Below are 14,246 nucleotides of genomic sequence, written 5' to 3'. Positions count from 1 at the left end.
CGCATGAGATACCCGCAGAATCCGCCCCTCAACGGGGAGGGGCAACGGGGAGGGTCAGCGGGGAGCGGGCGCTGTCTGGCTGCGCATCACCAGCCAGTAGAACAGCCCGCCCAGCGCCGCGCCGATGATCCAGGCGAACCCGGCCAGGGCGGCCAGCGCCGGGACCCAGACGGTGAGCACCGCGAAGATCGCCGCGATGCCGAAGGCCGCGATGGCCCTCAGGTTCCAGCCGCGCGTGTAGTAATACGGACCGTTGGGATCCATGCTGAACAGGTCCGGCGTGGAGATCTGGCTGCGCCGAATGATGTAGTAGTCCACGATCAGCACCCCATAGAGCGGTGCCAGCAGCGCGCCGAGGGTGTCCACGAAGGTGGGCAGCCCGATCTGTTCGATCACCGCGACCCAGAGGGCGCCGATCACGAATCCGATCACCGCGGTGATGTAGCCCCCGGTGCGGAAGCTGATCTTCTGCGGCGCTAGGTTTGCCAGGTCATAGGCCGGCGGGATGAAGTTCGCCACCAGGTTGATGCCCACGGTGGCCAGCAGGAAGGTGATCGCGGCGACGATGGCCAGGATCACGGATTCGGTCTGCGCGATGATGTCGGTCGGGTTGTCCATCGGCTCCCCGGTGCCGCCCTGGAACACCACATAGGCGCCGGCGGTGATGAACAGCGAGAGGAAAGTGAAGAAGGCCAGCGAGAGCGGGAGCCCGGTGAAGTTGCCCAGCCGCATGGAGCGTTCGGTCTTGGAGAACCGGGAGAAGTCGCCGAAGTTGATGATCACCGCGGCGAAGTAGGCGACCATGGTGCCGACCACCCCGACGAAGGCGGAGATCGCGGCCCAGCCGGTGACGTCCTGGTTGCTGAAGATCGTGCCGACCGCGGGCAGCAGGTCGGACCCGGCACGGACCCAGATCAGCACCAGCAGCACCGTCATCACCACGTAGACCGCGGGGCCCGCGAAGTTCAGGAACCGGGCGATGGTCTCGATCCCGCGGGTGAACAGCCAGACCTGGATCAGCGCGACGATCACATAGGAGACCCAGCCGATCACATCCAGGCCCAGGAAGCTCCCGGTCTGCGGGCTGTCCAGGGCGGCGTTGAACGCCAGCGCCACCGCGGTGGAGGCGAAGTAGGTCTGGGCGCCGTACCAGAAGATCGCCACCACGCCGCGGACCGTCGCGGGGAAGCGGGCGCCCAGCACGCCCATGGAGGGCCGGGCCATCACCGCGTAGGGGACACCGTGCCGGACGCTGGGGGCGCCGGAGAGGTTGACCAGCCAGTTCACGAAGACCCCGGCGAGGATGATCGCGGCGAACACGAACCAGCCGTTGATCCCGGCGCCGATGAACAGCGAGGCGGCCAGGGTGTAGCCGGCCAGGGACTGCACGTCATTGGTCCAGACGTTGAAGATCTCGAACCAGCCCCAGCGCTTCTGCTCGGGGCCGACGGGCGCGAGGTCCTTATTGTGCAGTGCGGGGTGCGGGGCCTGTTCTAAGCCTGGGGGTTGCGTGGCTTGCGTGCCTTGCGTTGGGGGAGTCTGGTGGGGGCGGGCTGTCTGGGTCACTGTGATCTCCGGGGTGATGGCGGCTCGTGAGGGGTGAATCACAGCGAGACTAGCCTCGGTGAAACGTTCAGCATCACCCGTTTTGGCCTCTTGCAACGAATGAAACACAGGTTTTACGTCCGCGTTACCCAGGTGGCGCTCACCAGGCCTCGCTTCGAACGTTTGTTCGAGCCCGTCAGGGGTTCTACACTGAACGACGTGTCAGAACGAGCCGCCGAAACAGCCATCATCGAATCCGTCGACGACTACTACGCCGAGGGAGCGCGAGAGAAGTCCGCCACCAACGGCACGATCGGTCGTGCCGAGGCCGACCGGATCGTGGTCCAGGGGGCGCGCGAGCACAACCTCAAGGACGTCACCGTCGAGCTGCCGCGCAACTCCTTCATCGTGTTCACCGGCCTCTCCGGCTCCGGCAAGTCCTCGCTCGCCTTTGACACGATCTTCGCCGAGGGCCAGCGCCGCTACGTGGAGTCGCTCTCCGCCTACGCCCGCCAGTTCCTCGGCCGAGTGGACAAGCCCGACATCGACTTCATCGAGGGCCTCTCCCCGGCGGTGTCCATCGATCAGAAGTCCACCTCCAAGAACCCCCGCTCCACCGTGGGCACGGTCACCGAGATCCACGACTACCTGCGCCTGCTCTGGGCCCGGATCGGAATCCCGCACTGCCCCACCTGCGGGGAGAAGATCGAACGCCAGACCCCGCAGCAGATCGTCGACCAGGTCCTGGGCTTCCCCGAGAAGACCCGGTTCCAGGTGCTGGCCCCGGTGGTGCGCGGCCGCAAGGGCGAATTCAAGGACCTCTTCCGCGACCTCGCCTCCGAGGGCTTCTCCCGCGCCATCGTCGACGGCGAGATCATCCAGCTCAGCGAGCCGCCCACGCTGGAGAAGACCTATAAGCACCACATCGAGGTGGTCATCGACCGCCTGGTGATCCGCGAGGGCATGCGCCAGCGGCTCACCGACTCGGTGGAGACCGCGCTGAAGCTCGCCGACGGGCGCCTGGTCATCGACCTGGTCGACCTCGACGAGGACGGCGAACCCACCAACGACCGGGTCCCCGAGGGCCTGAAGGGCCCCAAGCAGCGGCCCTTCTCCGAGAACCTGGCCTGCCCCAACGAGCACCCGCTGCAGCTGGATGAGATCGAGCCGCGCTCCTTCTCCTTCAACAACCCCTTCGGTGCCTGCGAGGTCTGCTCCGGCATCGGCTCCAGCCTCGAGGTGGACATCGACCTGGTGATCCCCGATGACACGCTCTCCCTCGAGGGCGGCGCCATCGCGCCCTGGGCGCTGGGCAAGGCGTCGAAGGACTACTGGCTCCGGCTGATCACCGCGCTGTCCAAGGAGCTGGACTTCTCGGTGCGCACCCCCTGGAAGGACCTGCCCAAGAAGGCGCAGAAGGCGCTGCTGCACGGACGCAACCACAAGGTCGTTGTGCAGTACCGCAACCGCTTCGGCCGGGAACGCACCTACTCCACCGGGTTCGAAGGCGTGCTCTCCTACATCTCGCGCAAGCACCTCGAGGTGGAGTCCGACAACGCCCGGGACCGCTACGCGCAGTACATGCGCCAGGTCCCCTGCCCGGCCTGCAACGGCCAGCGGCTGAACCCGGCCGCGCTCGCGGTCACCGTCCAAGGCGCCTCCATCGCGGAGATCGCCCGGCTCCCGCTGGACGAGTGCGCCAAGTTCTTCTCCACCGTGGAACTCTCCAGCCGCGACGCCGCCATCGCCGACCAGGTGCTCAAGGAGATCCTGGCCAGGCTGAACTTCCTGCTCGACGTCGGCCTGAGCTACCTGAACCTGGAGCGCGCCGCCGGCACGCTCTCCGGCGGCGAGGCGCAGCGGATCCGGCTCGCCACCCAGATCGGCTCCGGCCTGGTCGGGGTGCTCTACGTGCTCGACGAGCCCTCCATCGGGCTGCACCAGCGCGACAACGCGCGGCTGATCCAGACCCTCACCCGGCTGCGCGACCTCGGCAACACCCTGATCGTCGTGGAGCACGACGAGGACACCATCGCCGAGGCCGACTGGATCGTGGACATCGGCCCGGGCGCCGGTGAGCGCGGCGGCGAGATCGTGCACTCCGGCTCCGTGCAGGGCCTGCGCGAGAACACCCACTCGATCACCGGCGACTACCTCGCGGGCCGGCGCAGCATCCCGGTGCCGGCGGAACGCCGCCCGGTGGACAAGACCCGGATGCTCAAGGTCATCGAGGCCCAGGAGAACAACCTGGACAAGGTCTCGGTGGAGATCCCGCTGGGGATCTTCCTCTCGGTCACCGGGGTCTCCGGCTCGGGCAAGTCCACGCTGATCAACGAGATCCTCTACAAGTCCCTGGCGAACAAGCTCAACGGCGCCAAGCAGGTCCCCGGCCGGCACCGCCGGATCGACGGGATCGACGATCACCTGGACAAGGTGATCCACGTGGACCAGTCACCGATCGGGCGCACCCCGCGCTCCAACCCGGCCACCTACACCGGGGTCTTCGACCACGTCCGCAAGCTCTTCGCCCAGGCCCCGGAGTCCAAGACCCGCGGCTACCAGCCGGGCAGGTTCTCCTTCAACATCAAGGGCGGCCGGTGTGAGTCCTGCTCCGGCGACGGCACGCTGAAGATCGAGATGAACTTCCTGCCCGATGTCTACGTGCCCTGCGAGGTCTGCCACGGCGCCCGGTACAACCGCGAGACCCTCGAGGTGAAGTACAAGAACAAGAACATCGCCGAGGTCCTCGACATGCCGATCGAGGAGGCCGCGGAGTTCTTCGCCGCCTTCGCCCCGATCGCCCGACACCTCAACACCCTGGTCGAGGTCGGCCTGGGCTATGTGCGGCTGGGCCAGTCCGCCACCACGCTCTCCGGCGGCGAGGCCCAGCGCGTGAAGCTCGCTTCTGAGCTGCAGCGCCGCTCCAACGGGCGCAGCGTCTACGTGCTGGACGAGCCCACCACCGGTCTGCACTTCGAGGACATTCGCAAGCTGCTGCAGGTGCTGCAGGGGCTGGTGGAGAAGGGCAACAGCGTGATCACCATCGAGCACAACCTCGACGTGATCAAGTCCTCGGACTGGGTCATCGACCTCGGGCCCGAGGGCGGCAGCGGCGGCGGGCTCGTCGTCGCGCAGGGCACCCCGGAGAAGGTCGCCGCCACGGCGGAGAAGACCGGCTCCCACACGGGCGCATTCCTTGCCGCACTGCTAAAGTGAGTGGGCCAGTTCACAGACCGGCACCCCCATCATCACGCAGGACGACGACGCTGATCAGCGAGTAAGCGGAGGCACATCAGGTGAGCACCACCCCCGAGGCGCAGGGTTCCGAGCGCGTCGCCACCAATGATGCGGTCCGCAAGGCCTTCGAGATCGCGGTGAAGCTCTCCTGCCGCCCGGTGATCACCGGGCTGGAGAACACCCCTGCCGAGGGCGGGTTCATCGTGGCCTCGAACCACCTGTCCTTCCTCGACTCGGTGCTGATCCAGGCACTGTTCCCGCGCACTGTGAGCTTCTTCGCCAAGGCGGAGTACTTCAACCAGACTGGGTTCAAGGGCCGCGCCATGAAGCTGTTCTTCGAATCCGTGGGCTCGGTCCCGGTGGAACGGCAGCGCCAGTCCGCCTCGGTGGAGGCGCTCTTCGAGCTGGGCTCGATCGCCGAGGCCGGCCACGGCGTCGGGATCTACCCCGAAGGCACCCGCAGCCGCGACGGCCGGCTCTACCGCGGCAAGAACGGCGTCGGCTGGCTCGCGGTGGCCACCGGCCTGCCGATCGTCCCGGTCGGGCTGCGCGGCACCGAGGCGCTGCAGAAGCCCGACTCCCGGATGATCCACCCCACCAAGTTCGAGATGCATGTGGGGGAGCCGCTGCAGTTCGAGCAGCTCGGCAAGAAGCACCCGCTGCCCGCCCGCCGGGCCGCCACCGAGCAGATCATGGACTCCATCGCCGCGCTCAGCGGCCAGGAACGGGTGGCCCGCTACAACGCGCCGCCCGCCGAGGCCGATGGCTGACCCCACCTCCTACCGCCCGCGCACCGGAGAGATCCCCACCACCCCCGGGGTCTACCGCTTCATCGACCCGCACGGCCGAGTGGTCTATGTCGGCAAGGCCAAGAACCTGCGCGCCCGGCTGAACTCCTACTTCGCCCGGGTCAACACGCTGCACCCGAAGACCTACGCCATGGTCCACGCCGCGGCCAGCGTGGAATGGACCGTGGTCGGCTCCGAGCTGGAAGCCATCCAGCTCGAATACACCTGGATCAAGCAGCACACCCCGCGGTTCAACATCATGTACCGCGACGACAAGTCCTACCCGTACCTCGCGGTCACCATGAACGAGAAGTACCCGCGGGTCCAGGTGATGCGCGGGGACAAGAAGCCCGGGGTGAAGTACTTCGGCCCGTTCTACCCGGCTAAGGCGATCCGCGAGACCGTGGACACCATGCTGCGGGTCTTCCCGGTGCGCAGCTGCTCCGCCGGGGTGTTCAAGCGCGCCAAGGCCTCCGGCCGGCCCTGCCTGCTGGGCTATATCGGCAAATGCGCCGCGCCCTGCGTGGGAGAGATCAGCGAGGAGGACCACCGCAAGCTCGCCGAGGAGTTCTGCGAGGTCATGGCCGGACGCCCCGGGCCGCAGGTGCGCCGGATCGAGAACGAGATGAAGGCCGCCGTGGCCGAGCTGCGCTATGAGGACGCCGGTCGGCACCGCGACGACCTCGAAGCCATCCGCCGGGTCTTCGAACGCAACTCCGTGGTGCTCTCCGAGGACACCGAGGCCGATATCTTCGCCTTCGCCGAGGACGAGCTCGAGGCCGCCGCCCAGGTCTTCCACGTCCGGCAGGGCCGGATCCGCGGCCAGCGCGGCTGGGTGGTGGAGAAGGTCGAGGACACCGACGCCGGCGCGATGGTCGAGCAGCTGCTGATGCAGGTCTACGGCTCCATGGCCGACACCGAACGGATCCCGCCCGAGGTGTTGGTCCCGGCGCTGCCGGACAACGCCGAGGAGATGTCCGCCTGGCTGCGCCAGCTGCGCAGCGACTCCGGCGAGGGGAAGGCGCAGATCAGCCTGCGCGTGCCCCAGCGCGGGGACAAGGCCGCCCTGCTGGGCACCGTGCAGGAGAACGCCTCCCAGGCGCTGGCGCTGCACAAGGCCCGGCGCAACTCCGACATCACCACCCGCTCCGCGGCGCTGCGTGACCTGCAGGAGGCGCTCGGCGCCTCCGAGCCGCTGCTGCGCATCGAATGCTTCGACATCTCGCACACCTCCGGCACCAACGTGGTCGCCTCGATGGTGGTGCTCGAGGACGGGTTGGCCAAAAAGCGCGACTACCGGCGGTTCTCGGTCAAGGGCGACGCCGCCCGGGATGACACCTCCGCGATGTACGACGTGATCCGCCGCCGCTTCGCCCGGCACCTGAAGGACCAGGCCCAGTCCGAGACCGCGGTGGCTGAGCCGGCCGAGGGCGCGGTGGCTGAGCGTGCGGCTGTCACTCCAGCGCCCGAGGGTGCAGAGTTCGCGGCGGGGGAGGCCAAGGACTCCACGGTGGTGGAGCGCGAGGCCGAACGCTTCGCCTACCCGCCCAGCCTGGTCGTGGTCGACGGCGGCCAGCCCCAGGTCAACGTGGCCCGGCAGGCGCTGGATGACCTCGGGATCACCGATCTGCCCGTCGTCGGACTGGCCAAGCGGCTCGAGGAGGTCTGGCTGCCCGGGGACGACTTCCCGCTGGTGCTGCCACGGTCCTCCGAGGCGCTCTACATGCTGCAGCGCATCCGCGACGAGGCCCACCGCTTCGCCATCGCCTACCACCGCTCCAAGCGGTCCAAGGCGATGACCGCCTCGGCGCTGGATGAAGTGCCGGGCCTGGGGCCGGCCCGCCGCGCCGCCGTCGTCGCGCACTTCGGCTCGGTGGCGAACCTGAAGAAGGCCAGCCTGGAGGAGATCATCGAGGTCCCCGGACTGGGCCGAGACACCGCGCAGAAGATCCTCGACCACCTCACCGCCGAGGCCTCTGCGGCCGAGCCCTCTCCGGCGGAACCCTCTCCCGCCGGCGCGGCGGCGAAAGACCAGGCCTGAACCCCGGCCGAAACCCGGCCCTGAACCAGGTCTGAACCCCCGCCTGAACCAGCGCTTCACCCTTGTCATACCCGCCAGATACGCTTTGAGCATGGATGTTGGTCTGACCCCGGTGAAGCCGCCCGAGAACGAACTGTTGATCGTCACCGGTATGTCCGGTGCCGGCCGGACCACGGCCGCCCACGCCCTGGAGGACCTGGGCTGGTACGTGGTCGAGGGCCTCCCGCCGGAGCTGATCACCACGATGATCGACATCATCTCCCGGCACCCCGGATCCATGGAGAAGCTCGCCGTGGTGATCGATGTGCGCACCCGCGCGCTGTTCTCCGACATGCTCGGCGCCCTGCAGCAGCTCAAGGCCACCGGAGTGACCTACCGGATGCTCTTCCTGGACTCCTCCGACGCGCTGCTGGTCCGCCGCTTCGAGCAGGGCCGGCGCCCGCACCCGCTGCAGGGCTCGGGCCGGATCCTCGACGGGATCACCGCCGAGCGCGATCTGCTCAAGGAGGTCAAGGCCGCCGCGGAGATCGTGCTCGACACCACCGACCTCAACGTCCACGGCCTGGCCAAGGAGATCACCGAGATCTTCAACGAGGACGGCCCGGTCCAGCTCCGGCTCAACGTCATGAGCTTCGGCTTCAAGTACGGGGTCCCGGCCGATGCCAACTTCATCGCCGATATGCGCTTCATCCCCAACCCGCACTGGGTGCCCGAGCTGCGCCCCTACACCGGCCTGGACGCCCAGGTCAGCGATTACGTGCTGGGCAACGAGGGCACCGGAGACTTCCTGGACCACTATGTCGAATCGCTGCGCCCGGTGATCGAGGGGTACCGGCGCGAGAACAAGCACTACGCCAACATCTCGGTGGGCTGCACCGGCGGCAAGCACCGCTCCGTGGCGGTCTCCGAAGAGCTGGCCCGCCGGCTGGGCCAGCTGCCCAACGTCACGGTGAACACCATCCACCGTGATCTGGGACGTGAGTAGTCGTGACCCAGATCGTGCCGCCGCCCACGGGCGGCTCCCCGCGCGGCTCGTTCCGGGTCTCCGCCCTGGGCGGCGGCCACGGGCTCTCCGCCACGCTCTCCGCGCTGCGGGTCATCGCCGCTGAGCATCTGACCGCCATCGTCACCGTGGCCGACGACGGCGGCTCCTCCGGCCGGCTCCGCGAAGACATGGACGTGCTGCCCCCCGGGGACCTGCGCATGGCGCTGGCCGCGCTGTGCGACGACACCGAATGGGGCCGCACCTGGGCCCAGGTCATGCAGCACCGGTTCCGCTCCCGCGAGGGGGTCACCGGAAGCCTGGATGATCACGCGATGGGCAACCTGCTCATCGTCGCGCTCTGGGAGCTCATCGGGGACTCCGTGGAGGGTCTGCGCTGGGCCGGGACGCTGCTCGGCGCCCGCGGCCAGGTGCTGCCGATGTCCCGGCAGCCACTGACCATGTCCGGGGTCGTCGAGCCCCTGCCGGGCCCGGACGGGTTCGAACCCCCGGTCAACAGCGGCGGCCGGCTCTCCTCCCAGGTCGCCCTGGCCAAGGCCGGCAGCCTCGGGCGGCTGCGCGACGTCGCGCTGCACCCGGCCGAGGCCGCGGCCTGCGCCGAGGCTCTGACCGCCATCGAGCTCAGTGACTGGGTGGTGTTAGGTCCTGGCTCCTGGTACACCTCGGTGCTGCCGCATCTGCTGCTGCCGCAGCTCCGGGACGCGCTCTATGAGACCGAGGCCCGGCGGTGTATCGTGATGAACCTCACACCGCACACCGACGAGACGGTGGGCATGAGCCCCGCCGAACACCTGCGAGTTCTCCATCACTACGCCCCGGGAATGCACGTGCACCGCATCATCGCGGACCCCACCTCGGTGCCGGTTCAAGAGCGCGCGGAGTTCGCCGAGGCGGCCGAGCTGCTCGGTGCCGAGGTGCGCTATCACGACGTCGCCAAAGCAGGGCAGCCTGAGGTCCATGACCCGCTGCGGCTGGCCATCGCGTTCAGTGAGGTCTTCAGCGACTGAGCCGGAGGCCCAGGGGCATTGGGTACGATGACCGAGCTGCATCACACGAAGACCAGAGGACAACACATATGGCGCTGACCGAGTCGGTCAAAGAAGAGCTCTCCCGCCAACACGTCAAGACCACATCCGAGCGCAAGGCCGAGGTCTCGGCCATGCTCCGCTTCGCCGGGGGACTGCACATCATCTCTGGTCGGATCGTGATCGAGGCCGAGCTGGACCACGCCGCCACGGCGCGGCGGCTCAAGACCACCGTCACCGAGGTCTACGGACACAACCCCGAGGTCATCGTGGTCTCCGGCAACGGACTCAAGCGCGGCTCCCGCTACGTGGTGCGCGTGGTCCGCGACGGCGAGGCGCTGGCCCGGCAGACCGGGCTGCTCGACGCCCGCGGCCGCCCGGTGCGCGGCCTGCCCTCCGTGGTGGTCAACGGGTCCATGGCCGATGCGGTCTCCGCCTGGCGCGGCGCCTTCCTGGCCCACGGCTCGCTCACCGAGCCCGGCCGCTCCTCATCCCTGGAGGTCACCTGCCCCGGCCCCGAGGCCGCGCTGGCCCTGGTCGGCTCTGCCCGCCGGCTCGGCATCCCGGCCAAGGCCCGCGAGGTGCGCAGCGTGGACCGCGTGGTCATCCGCGACGGCGACTCCATCGCGAAGCTGCTCACCCTCATGGGGGCGCATCAGACCCTGCTGGTCTGGGAGGAGCGCCGGATGCGCAAAGAGGTCCGCGCCACCGCCAACCGGCTGGCCAACTTCGACGACGCCAACCTGCGCCGTTCGGCCCAGGCCGCCGTCGCCGCCGGCGCACGAGTCCAGCGCGCCCTGGAGATCCTCGGCAAGGACGCCCCGCCGCACCTGAAATACGCCGGAGAGCTCCGACTGGCGCATAAGCAGGCCTCGCTGGACGAGCTGGGCCGGCTCGCGGACCCGCCGATGACCAAGGACGCCATCGCCGGGCGGATCCGTCGGCTCCTCGCCATGGCGGACAAGCAGGCCTCCGAGCTGAAGATTCCCGGCACCGAGTCCAGCGTCACCCCGGACATGCTCGAGGGCTGAGCCTGTTGTGGCCCGAGGTTCAGCTCACAGGAGTTTCTCCTGTGGTGAACACTGCACGTCACGGGCGTCATCCCTCTTTCTGGTGTGGAACTCACCGCATAGGATGAGGACCGAGCCGAGGTGCAGCTGGCCTCGACGAACCCCCGTGTCTAGGAGGACATTTTGACTGACTTCACGCTTCCTGAATTGGACTACGACTACTCCGCGCTCGAGCCGCACATCTCGGCCCGCATCATGGAGCTGCACCACTCCAAGCACCACCAGACCTACGTGACCGGCGCGAACACCGCGCTGGAGAAGCTGGCCGAGGCCCGTGAGAAGGGCGACTACGCCACGACTCCGAAGCTGCTCAAGGACCTGCAGTTCAACCTCGGCGGACACACCAACCACTCGATCTTCTGGAAGAACCTCTCCCCGGAGGGCCAGGAGCGCCCCGAGGGCGAGCTGGCCGCCGCCATCGACGAGTACTTCGGCTCCTTCGAGGCCTTCCAGCAGCAGTTCACCTCCGCCGCGCTGACCATCCAGGGCTCCGGCTGGGCGATCCTCGCCTACGAGCCCATCGGCGGCAACGTGGTCATCGAGCAGTTCTACGACCAGCAGAACGGCGTGCCCGTGGGCACCATCCCGCTGCTGATGCTCGACATGTGGGAGCACGCCTTCTACCTGGACTACCAGAACGTCAAGCCCGACTACGTGAAGGCGTTCTGGAACATCATCAACTGGTCCGACGTCGCCGCACGCCTGGAGGCCGCCCGCACGGGCGCCGCCAAGCTGCTCACTCCCTGAGCAGCCCGGCACTCAGGCGCTGAGGCTTCGGTCCCTTGCGGGACCGGCGTCCGCCCAGGGAGAACCGGCCGCACAATGTTGGGGCCAGCCCGGGCGACATGGTTGAATGATGTACGAGAAAACTGAAAATCACGTTCTGCAGACAGCCTGATGGACAACGATGTTGTTGGGGGTCAGCGGTTCGACTACGGTCGAGCTGCTGATCCCCAACGTGTGTCTAAGGGCCTTTTTCCCTGGCTGCCAACCGCCAGGGCGGACTGCGCAAGAACGGCTCCAAGGCCCGCAGGAACTGCGGTCCCATGCTCAAGAGAGGAACCTCATGGCGACAAAAATCGCGATCAATGGTTTTGGACGTATCGGCCGCAACGTGCTGCGCGTTCTGGAGAACACCGGCCGCACCGACCTCGAGCTCGTGGCGATCAACGACCTCACCGAACCCTCCCAGCTGGTGAACCTGACCAAGTACGACTCCGTCATGGGTCGCTTCCCGGCACCGGTCTCCCTGGACGGCGACACCCTCGTCGCCGGTGACCGCCGGATCAAGCTCTTCTCCGACAAGGACCCGGCGAACCTGCCCTGGGGCGATCTCGGCGTGGACGTCGTGCTCGAGTGCACCGGCTTCTTCACCACCAAGGAGACCGCCGGCAAGCACCTCGACGCCGGCGCCAAGAAGGTCATCGTATCGGCACCGGGCAAGGGCGTCGACGCGACCCTGGTCATGGGCATCAACGAGAACACCTATGACCGCGAGAACCACACCGTGGTCTCCAACGCCTCCTGCACCACCAACTGCCTGGCTCCCATGGTCAAGGTGCTCAACGACGAGTTCGGTCTCGTCGAGGGCCTGATGACCACGGTCCACGCCTACACCGGTGACCAGCGCCTGCACGACGCCCCGCACGGCGACGCCCGCCGCGCCCGCGCCGCCGCAGTCAACATGGTCCCGACCTCCACCGGTGCGGCCGCCGCCATCGGTCAGGTCATCCCCGAGGTGGACGGCAAGCTCGACGGCTACGCCCTGCGCGTCCCGGTCATCACCGGGTCCGGCACCGACCTCACCGTGGCCATCGAGAAGGAGGGCGTGACCGCCGAGCAGGTCAACGCCGCCTTCAAGAAGGCCGCCGAGGGCCCGCTCAAGGGCATCCTGGCCTACAACGAGGATCCGCTGGTCTCCTCCGACATCGTCGGCGACCCGCACTCCACGATCTTCGACGCCCCGCTGACCAAGGTCATCGGCAAGACCGTGAAGGTCTTCGGCTGGTACGACAACGAGTACGGCTACTCCTCCCGCCTGGTGGACATGACCGCACACGTCGGCAGCTGATCCAGCTCGCATGACAGCAAGGGCCCCGGCTCGACGAATCCTCGTCGGGACCGGGGCCTCTGCCGTGCGGCACCAGCCGGCGTCGTCGTCCTGACCTTTCCGAGCGCCCGCCGGCCGCCCAACGGGCGCCCGCCGGCCGCCTACCGGGCGCCCGCCTCCTCCTCAGCCTCTCCCTTCCAGCGATTGGTACCCTGATCCCATGACTGCAGCCACCCTTGATGCCCTGCTCTCCGAAGGCCTGAACGGCCGCCGAGTGCTCGTCCGCTCCGACCTCAACGTGCCGCTCTCCGACGGTGTGGTGACCGACGACGGTCGCATCCGCGCCTCGCTGCCGGTGTTGGAGAAGCTCGCCGCCGCCGGCGCCCGAGTCCTGGTCGCCGCCCACCTGGGCCGGCCCAAGGGTGCGCCCGAGCCGAAGTACTCGCTGGCCCCGGTGGCCGAGCGGATGGCCGAGCTCACCGAGCTGACCGTGCTGCGCGCCGATGACCTCGTCGGTCCCAGCGCGCAGGAGCAGGCCGCCGCACTCGAGCCCGGTCAGATCCTGCTGCTGGAGAACGTCCGGTTCGATCCGCGCGAGACCTCCAAGGACGACGCCGAGCGGGCCAGCCTCGCCGCCGAGCTTGCCGCGCTGACCGGCGAGCAGGGCGCTTACGTCAACGACGCCTTCGGTGCGGTGCACCGCGCCCACGCCTCGGTGGTCGATATCACCACCAAGCTGCCCGCCTACCAGGGCGACCTGGTCCGCGACGAGCTGCTGGTGCTGCAGCGCCTCACGGAGACCCCGGAGCGCCCCTACACGGTGGTGCTGGGCGGGTCCAAGGTCTCCGACAAGCTCGCGGTGATCGAGAACCTGATGAGCCGCGCCGACACGCTCCTGGTGGGCGGCGGCATGGTCTTCACCTTCCTCAAGGCCCAGGGCCACGGCATCGGAAAGTCCCTGGTCGAAGACGACAAGCTCGACACGGTCAAGGGCTTCCTGGAGTCCGCCGAACGGCTGAACTGCCGGATCGTGCTGCCCACCGACATCGTGATGGCCTCGGCCTTCGCCGCCGACGCCGAGGTCGAGGTGCTGCCGGTGGATGCCCTGGAATCCGGTCCGGCCGGCGCCGAGGCGCTGGGCCTGGACATCGGGCCCGAGACCGCTCAGGCCTTCGCCGCCGAGATCGTCCAGGCCAAGACGGTCTTCTGGAACGGGCCGATGGGCGTGTTCGAGATGGAGGCCTTCGCGAAGGGCACCGCCGCGGTGGCCGAGGCGCTGACCACCACCGAGGCGTTCACCGTGGTCGGTGGCGGCGACTCCGCCTCCGCGGTGCGCGCGCTGGGCTACGACGAGGACAGCTTCGGCCACATCTCCACCGGCGGCGGCGCCAGCCTGGAGTACCTCGAGGGCAAGGCGCTGCCCGGCATCGACGCGCTCGAGGGCTGAGCGCCGCCTCGGCGACCTCACCGTCCCGCATCACGCTGAC

General features: G+C 68.4%; 10 protein-coding genes. 9 read left to right on the top strand and 1 reads right to left on the bottom strand.

The window, feature by feature from the left end:
- Positions 1 to 54 precede the first annotated feature (54 nt).
- Positions 55 to 1,566, bottom strand: coding sequence for a cytosine permease (locus tag I2487_RS02755; RefSeq protein WP_207172446.1), 1,512 nt, complete (start codon positions 1,564 to 1,566; stop codon positions 55 to 57).
- Positions 1,567 to 1,857: 291 nt separating this feature from the next.
- Here I2487_RS02755 and uvrA point away from each other — a divergent pair, with 291 nt between their 5' ends.
- From uvrA to I2487_RS02710, 9 genes are all read left to right on the top strand, one after another.
- Positions 1,858 to 4,761, top strand: coding sequence for an excinuclease ABC subunit UvrA (uvrA, locus tag I2487_RS02750; RefSeq protein WP_345941313.1), 2,904 nt, complete (start codon positions 1,858 to 1,860; stop codon positions 4,759 to 4,761).
- An 80-nt stretch (positions 4,762 to 4,841) separates the two neighbouring features.
- Complete coding sequence (locus I2487_RS02745) at positions 4,842 to 5,552, top strand: lysophospholipid acyltransferase family protein (protein WP_518523691.1); 711 nt, start codon at positions 4,842 to 4,844, stop codon at positions 5,550 to 5,552.
- The gene (gene uvrC / locus I2487_RS02740; protein ID WP_207172444.1) at positions 5,545 to 7,611 is read left to right on the top strand and encodes an excinuclease ABC subunit UvrC; all 2,067 of its coding nucleotides are present in this window, start codon (positions 5,545 to 5,547) and stop codon (positions 7,609 to 7,611) included. The genes I2487_RS02745 and uvrC overlap by 8 nt, the downstream gene beginning before the upstream one ends.
- Positions 7,612 to 7,702: 91 nt before the next feature.
- Positions 7,703 to 8,596: an RNase adapter RapZ gene (gene rapZ / locus I2487_RS02735; RefSeq protein ID WP_207172442.1), complete on the top strand. Its 894-nt coding sequence runs from the start codon at positions 7,703 to 7,705 to the stop codon at positions 8,594 to 8,596.
- Positions 8,597 to 8,598: 2 nt separating this feature from the next.
- Positions 8,599 to 9,621 carry a uridine diphosphate-N-acetylglucosamine-binding protein YvcK gene (locus I2487_RS02730; RefSeq protein WP_207172440.1) on the top strand — a complete coding sequence of 341 codons (1,023 nt, stop codon included), beginning with the start codon at positions 8,599 to 8,601 and terminating at the stop codon, positions 9,619 to 9,621.
- 68 nt (positions 9,622 to 9,689) lie between these two features.
- On the top strand, positions 9,690 to 10,670 hold the full coding sequence (gene whiA / locus I2487_RS02725) for a DNA-binding protein WhiA (protein WP_207172438.1): 981 nt from the start codon (positions 9,690 to 9,692) through the stop codon (positions 10,668 to 10,670).
- A gap of 162 nt (positions 10,671 to 10,832) precedes the next feature.
- The gene (locus I2487_RS02720) at positions 10,833 to 11,456 is read left to right on the top strand and encodes a superoxide dismutase (RefSeq protein ID WP_207172437.1); all 624 of its coding nucleotides are present in this window, start codon (positions 10,833 to 10,835) and stop codon (positions 11,454 to 11,456) included.
- Positions 11,457 to 11,775: 319 nt separating this feature from the next.
- A complete protein-coding gene (gene gap, locus I2487_RS02715) occupies positions 11,776 to 12,780 on the top strand; it encodes a type I glyceraldehyde-3-phosphate dehydrogenase (RefSeq protein ID WP_207172436.1) in 1,005 nt (334 codons plus the stop codon).
- Between the two features lie 199 nt (positions 12,781 to 12,979).
- Positions 12,980 to 14,206: a phosphoglycerate kinase gene (locus I2487_RS02710; protein WP_207172435.1), complete on the top strand. Its 1,227-nt coding sequence runs from the start codon at positions 12,980 to 12,982 to the stop codon at positions 14,204 to 14,206.
- The last annotated feature ends 40 nt before the right edge of the window (positions 14,207 to 14,246 follow it).

The organism is Nesterenkonia sp. E16_10 (assembly GCF_017347085.1).
Classification (GTDB): Bacteria; Actinomycetota; Actinomycetes; order Actinomycetales; family Micrococcaceae; genus Nesterenkonia.
This window is presented reverse-complemented; position numbering and strand designations above follow the sequence as displayed.

Bases quoted from the DNA above. Each gene is read 5' to 3' on its own strand.
- uvrC (WP_207172444.1), top strand. From the start codon at position 5,545: ATGGCTGACCCCACCTCCTACCGCCCGCGCACCGGAGAGATCCCCACC.
- rapZ (WP_207172442.1), top strand. From the start codon at position 7,703: ATGGATGTTGGTCTGACCCCGGTGAAGCCGCCCGAGAACGAACTGTTG.
- whiA (WP_207172438.1), top strand. From the start codon at position 9,690: ATGGCGCTGACCGAGTCGGTCAAAGAAGAGCTCTCCCGCCAACACGTC.
- gap (WP_207172436.1), top strand. From the start codon at position 11,776: ATGGCGACAAAAATCGCGATCAATGGTTTTGGACGTATCGGCCGCAAC.
- I2487_RS02710 (WP_207172435.1), top strand. From the start codon at position 12,980: ATGACTGCAGCCACCCTTGATGCCCTGCTCTCCGAAGGCCTGAACGGC.